General features: G+C 61.3%; 5 protein-coding genes and 1 tRNA gene. 4 read left to right on the forward strand and 2 right to left on the reverse strand.

The annotated features are described in order from the left end of the window. The coding region (locus AC1D00_RS22950) for a hypothetical protein (RefSeq protein WP_477012222.1) at positions 1-181 on the reverse strand (181 nt) is incomplete at its 3' end. A 117-nt stretch (positions 182-298) separates the two neighbouring features. On the opposite strand from AC1D00_RS22950, the gene AC1D00_RS22955 reads away from it, so the two are divergent. The 3 genes from AC1D00_RS22955 to AC1D00_RS22965 all read left to right on the forward strand — a co-directional run bounded on the left by AC1D00_RS22955 (position 299) and on the right by AC1D00_RS22965 (position 2,331). Beyond that, on the forward strand, positions 299-1,300 hold the full coding sequence (locus AC1D00_RS22955; protein ID WP_135176955.1) for a TRAP transporter substrate-binding protein: 1,002 nt from the start codon (positions 299-301) through the stop codon (positions 1,298-1,300). Positions 1,301-1,490: 190 nt separating this feature from the next. Beyond that, positions 1,491-2,087 carry a Spy/CpxP family protein refolding chaperone gene (locus AC1D00_RS22960; protein ID WP_477012223.1) on the forward strand — a complete coding sequence of 199 codons (597 nt, stop codon included), beginning with the start codon at positions 1,491-1,493 and terminating at the stop codon, positions 2,085-2,087. Between the two features lie 168 nt (positions 2,088-2,255). Further along, positions 2,256-2,331: transfer RNA gene (locus AC1D00_RS22965), tRNA-Lys, on the forward strand. Positions 2,332-2,388: 57 nt separating this feature from the next. Here AC1D00_RS22965 and AC1D00_RS22970 read toward each other — a convergent pair. Beyond that, positions 2,389-3,606: a hypothetical protein gene (locus AC1D00_RS22970; RefSeq protein ID WP_477012224.1), complete on the reverse strand. Its 1,218-nt coding sequence runs from the start codon at positions 3,604-3,606 to the stop codon at positions 2,389-2,391. Between the two features lie 1,119 nt (positions 3,607-4,725). Here AC1D00_RS22970 and AC1D00_RS22975 point away from each other — a divergent pair. Beyond that, a partial coding sequence (locus AC1D00_RS22975; protein WP_477012225.1) for a hypothetical protein occupies positions 4,726-5,984 on the forward strand: 1,259 nt, incomplete at its 3' end.

Raw genomic sequence — 5,984 nt, forward strand, 5'->3', positions numbered from 1 at the left:
GGCCTATCTCGGCGCGCTCAACAAGATCGTCATGAAGCGCCAGCGCGACACGGTGACGACGGCCGCGGCGAGCTGAACGTTCACGCTCCGGATGAAACGGCGGAAACGCGGTGCCCTTGGCACCGCGTTTTTCGTTGATCGCCGCCGCGGGCGTTTCCGCCCGGATACAGCATTTTTGCAAGGAGACCCCTGCTAAGGGGCAATGGCGCCTCAGCCTGCTTCTCTATAAAGCTGCCTCCCAAGAATTTAAGGCTTGGGGCCGGCGGTCCGTGCCCCACAAAAACGTACTGGAGGAAGCATGCGGAAACTCATTTGGGCTGCGGCATCGATAGCGGCTTTGGCGCTGACCGGGCCGGCATCGGCCCAATCGCCTGTTATCATCAAGTTCAGCCACGTCGTCGCCACCGACACGCCGAAGGGCAAGGCGTCGGAAAAATTCAAGGAGCTCGCCGAGAAGTACACCGGCGGCAAGGTCAAGGTCGAGGTCTATCCGAACTCGACGCTCTACAAGGACAAGGAAGAGCTCGAGGCGCTCCAGCTCGGCAGCGTGCAGATGCTGGCGCCGTCGAATTCGAAATTCGGCCCGCTCGGCATCCGCGAGTTCGAGGTGTTCGATCTGCCCTACATCCTTCCCGACCTGAAGACGCTGCGGAAAGTGACGGAAGGCCCGCTCGGCCTCCGTCTGCTCAAGCTTTTGGACTCCAAGGGCATCACCGGCCTTGCCTATTGGGATAACGGCTTCAAGCAGATGAGCGCCAACAAGAAGCTGGTGACGCCAGCCGATTACCAGGGCGTCAAGTTCCGCATCCAGTCCTCGCGCGTGCTGCAGGCCCAGTTCAAGACGCTCGGCTCGCTGCCGCAGGTGATGGCGTTCGGCGAAGTCTACCAGGCGCTGCAGACCGGCGTGGTCGACGGGCAGGAGAACACCTGGTCGAACATCTATACCCAGAAGATGCACGAGGTGCAGAAGTACATCACCGAGACCAACCACGGCTACATCGGCTACGTTGTGATCGTGAACAAGAAGTTCTGGGACGATCTGCCGGCCGACATTCGCGAGCAGCTGTCGAAGGCGATGAAGGAGGCGACCGACTTCAACAACGCGCAGTCGCAGAAGGAGAACGACGACGCGCTGGCCGAGATCAAGAAGGGCGGCAAGAGCGAGATCATCAAGCTCACGCCGGAGCAGGACGAGGCGATGCGCAAGGCGATGGAGCCGGTCTACAAGGATGCCGCCAGCCGCGTCGGCCAGCCGCTGATCGACGAATTCCTGAAGGAATCGAAGAGCACGACCAACTGACCCAATGTATGAATGAAGGGGCTTCCGTGCCAGGCGCGGAAGCCCTTTTTGTTGCGAATGATTTCCGGTTGCGGCTGGAGGTAAAATCGGGCGTTACATCTTCGTCAGGACGCCCTTCCTGTCCAAGTTGTAAGTTGCGCGCGAGGCGCGCGGCGCCCATCTTCAGGGCATCCTTCCAGAGGAGGTTCGGATGAGGAAGTTCACCATCGCCGCCATCGCCGTGCTCAGCATCGCCGGCTCGGGCGCGGTCTATGCCCAATTTCATCGCCCGTGGATGGAGCACTTCCGCCACGTCCGCATGAACCCCGAGGACCGCGCCGCCTTCGTCGACGCACGGATCGCCGCCGTCCATGCCGGGCTGAAGCTCAACGCCGACCAGGAGAAGCTGTGGCCGCCGGTCGAGGCCGCCGTGCGCGAGTTYGCCAAGCTGCGCATCGACCGCGCCAATGCGCGCATGAATGGCGCCCCCGGCGCCGCCGACAAGCCGGAGGATCCGGTCGCCCGCCTGCGCCAGCAGGCCGAGGACATGGGGGCTTCCTCCGCGGCCCTGAAGAAGATCGCCGATGCCGCCGATCCCCTCTACAAGACCCTGGACGAGGGCCAGAAGCGGCGCCTCGCCGCGCTGACCCGTCACCGCGGCCCGTTCGGCGGCGGCGAGGACGGCCCGCACCGCCATTTCATGGAACGCGGCATCGACCGCATGATGGAGCGCGGCATGGACCACTTCCATGGCGACCGTTTCGACCGTGACGRCGGCCCGGACCGGGATCGCGAGGGCCGGCTCTGAGCCACCCCGGATTTTCCCGGGATTAGCCTTGGCGAAGCCGCTGGAATCCGGCGGCTTTTCGCATTTCAGGGCTTATCGACGAACCCTTGGAAAACATTCGCCGCATCGCTTGCCAGACCCGGATCGCTTTGCTAAACGACCGGCCTCGCAAGGCATTCACCGCCTTTCGGGCGCATAGCTCAGTTGGTAGAGCAGCTGACTCTTAATCAGCGGGTCCCAGGTTCGAGCCCTGGTGCGCCCACCAAGCTTTTCAATAGCTTGGCGACTTCGCAGGGTAGCCATTCCGACAAGCGGTCAGCGGCTATTCCGACAAACCGGCTGCTTTTGTTCGCTCCTCGCGACGCTTCTTCGTGCCCGAAATGAGCTGTTTGCGCGTGCGCTTCGCATATGTCGGGAGCTGTCTCGCGGACCGGTGCCGTCCGGCCGCGCGCAATTCAGCATCCGTGAGATCGCTGTCGGCTCCCTCAGTGAAGCCGCCGTGGCGGAAGGAGGTGAACGAGAGTTCTTCTCGAAGCCCGGCGGAACGGATGATCTCCTTCACCACATCCCGGAGATAGCGAAGATCCTTCTTATCGGTGATCCAAGGTAGCGGCGTGCGAGATCTACGGTGGGCGTGATCCCGCCGGAAAACGAGTCCTGAGACTGTCGTCTTCTTGATTTCGTCGAGTTCGGCCATCAGCTCCGGGAAAAGGGCTTCGCCAGCCTCGTCGAACAGCGGCCACCACGCTTCCTCACCGTTCTTGGGATGCACGATCTTGACGCTGTTCGGGCGCTCCTTGGGTCGATAGTGAGCGATCTCGAAGGCTCCGAAGACGTGCTCTTCCCGCTGCAGCCATTCCCAGGTCACAAGCGAGGCCGTCGCCACCGACCGATATCCAAGGTCCTTTGCGGCGGCTCGGAATGCAACGAGATCTTCCCACGTCGCGGTCGGCGTCTCGCGCACGGCCTGACCGGGAGCGCGTGCCTTCAACCCCATGCGCGAGAACGGATTGATGGCTGGAACCCTCTTCTCGTCTGCGCGCTGGCCGACGAACCACGCCCGCCGGCAGGCGACCATCGCGGCATTCGCGAAGCGTCGGCGCTCTCGCATTACGACGTTGCCATCTGCGTCCTTATCCTCGACGACGAGCAACTTCGCATAAACCGCGTCCACGAAACCTTTCGTGAAATCTGAGATCTGCTTTGAGCCGGCTCGGGTGCCATCCTTCAGCCGGTGGTTGGCGAATAATGACAAGCCTTGCTCGTAAAGACGCTGTGTCTTGTGATCGATCTCCTTCCACTTCTGGTGCGCCTTGAACACGCCCGCTAGCCAGTCAAACGATCCTGGCGTCACGGCTGCCGGCACCATGTCTGTTAGGCCGCGAGACCGCCAGCTATCGAACGCCGGCAAGAGGACGTTCTCCGCACGATCGACGGCGGCCCCGTAATCCTGCCCCAATGCTTCGGCTTCAATTTTGCAACCCTGTGCGCGGGCCCACGTCGGTGGCTCAAAAAAGTATGCCCATCGCCCCTTCTTCAACGGCTTTCGCCGGCAATAGCGCGGAAGCTTCAATGCTGTGCGAGGCGGTTTCATACGAGTGACGCCAAGTCTTGTTTTGCGGGACTATCCGAATCTGGCTCGAGGAAATTGTCAATGGCCGCCTTAGACCAGATCGGTTCTTTCGCGCGTCCAATTCCGTGATAGCCGATCGGTGGAGGCGCCTCACCCCGGCTCACCCCGCGCGCCAGCTCACCTGTATCACGATAATCAAGATATGCGGCTGCCATATCGGCACGCATAACCGTGGGCCATGCGCCGGTCGGAGGATAGCGGGCGGGGAGGGGAGAGCGTGGCGACATCGCGCTTTCCTAGAGTCCGTTATTTGCAAATCGAACCCGAGTTGCACAATTCCGCTTTTGGCGGCTTCCCTCCACAACGCCCGGTCACTTTTCGCCTCCGCGCTCCGTCGACTGATCAGGGACAGACAACAGCGACCATGAAAAGCCCGTCGGCAAGGGTGCGGGCATTCGGCTAGCCTCGAGTGCGAATAGGAGGGCGGCCCGAGCAGTGGCGTGTCATCGCTTTTACGGTTGACTACCCGAWCCCTGAGCGATGCGTCTGGTGCGGAAAATGTTGCAGCTTGATCATTCTTGCCTCGGTGACTGCGGACATCGAACCCGCAACCGGACCGTTATGAGCGGCAGACTAACGATCGCCTTCGTTGATTTTGCTGCGTTTTCGTCGGGGTTCAATCACGTTCGTGGCGTTTCGTTCGCGCTGTTTCTGGTGCGAAACTGGTGCGTTTGAAGGTCTTGACCTTCGTTCTGTGGAACAGGAGGTCGGTGGTTCGAGCCCACCCAACTGTACCAGCAAAATCAAAGCGTTACCCCAGTATCCGCTCGAACGATCCGATTGTTAGCTACCACATAGCTACCGCACCGACAGGATACGTCGTCTAGTTCCAAAAACAGTCGTGCTTAACGACAGGTCACAGCTTCGCGTCTCTTTACCGCACCATTTCCACCTGATGAAAATTACTCAGCACTCCTCGCGATTCGGCGGCATGAGGCGATCTCTGAAAACTGAGAGGTGGTTGAGAGAAGCTTCCGCGTAGGAAGTTAACCCTGCGGCCTGTTAGGTCTAACCCCGGGACAGTCGATGCCTGACGCGATGCCGCAAATGGCTAACCTCCGTTTGGATGCTACGGGCGTTCGCGGCGCCTTTGAGGAGTTCTGCTGCCAGCTGTTTCGGCGCGCGCCCGAAGTCTCCGCGGCTAACAGCCGGTACCGCCGCGTTCGCGGCGACGGTGGGGACGGCGGCGTCGAGGCGATTTGGACGTTACCTGCTCATGAAGTCTGGGGACTTCAAGCCAAGTTCTTCTCAACGCTTGGCGCAAAGCAAAAGGAACAGCTGACAGAATCCGTGCGGCAGGCCACGGCGAACTACCCTAGACTTGTGCGGTACACCATTTGCCTGCCGTTCAATCTGACGGCCGCGACCGGTTCCAAGGCCGGCAAGCCCAAGAAGGGTCAGCACGAGAAGCTTGCGGCCTGGATTACCGAATGGCAGGCGGAGCTGTCCGCTGCGGGGCGGACTGTTCAATTCGATGTCTGGGGTGAAAGCGAGCTGCTAGGGCGCCTGGCCGTGACAGACACGACCGGCGGCCTTGCGCGCTATTGGTTCGACCGGGAAGCCCTTACCTCCGCCTGGTTCGTCGACCGGCTGACGGACGCACGTGCGCAGGCCGGCCCGCGCTACAGCCCGCAGCTATCGGTGGCGACACCGCTGGATGAGGCATTGCAAGCATTTGGACGTTCGCAGGTCTGGATCCAGAAGATCGAGCAGCTCGCAGCGGATTTCGTCGAGAAGTTCGACAGGTGGCGTCGTACTGCGGAGAGCACGATAGAGCCATTGGGCAGTTCACCCGAAGAACTGGCGCCCGAGGCAAGGGCGGTTGCACAGGCGGCCCTGCCGCTGCAGCAAATTCTGACCGATGCAGCAGAGAACCCCGAACGTCTTGGTAGCCCTGGGTTCCGGCAAGCCGTCGAGCTGTCCTTGGCGGGCGCCACCGCCTTGGAGCCAAAGATCAAGGCGGGCCTGATCGCCATACACGGCGAGAATGCTGACAGTCCAGGATTTCGCCAATACCAGGCGGAATACATGGTCGCCTTTCCGATGGCGTCGCTCGATCAACTGCGGGACTTCCTTGCCGTCCTTCGCGAGGTCGAAATTCTGGCTGTTCGTCCAGACGGGCAGTTGCCAGCCGCTGCCGGCATGCTGCTCCGCGGCGAAGCTGGTGTTGGCAAGACCCACGGAATTCTCGACAGCGCGTTTCGGCGGCACACTTCGGGACTGCTGTCTCTCGTTCTGTTCGGCGACGAGGTGATTGCGACCGATCCCTGGGCCGCTCTCATTGC

It is taken from the genome of Bradyrhizobium sp. P2_E8, assembly GCF_056403875.1.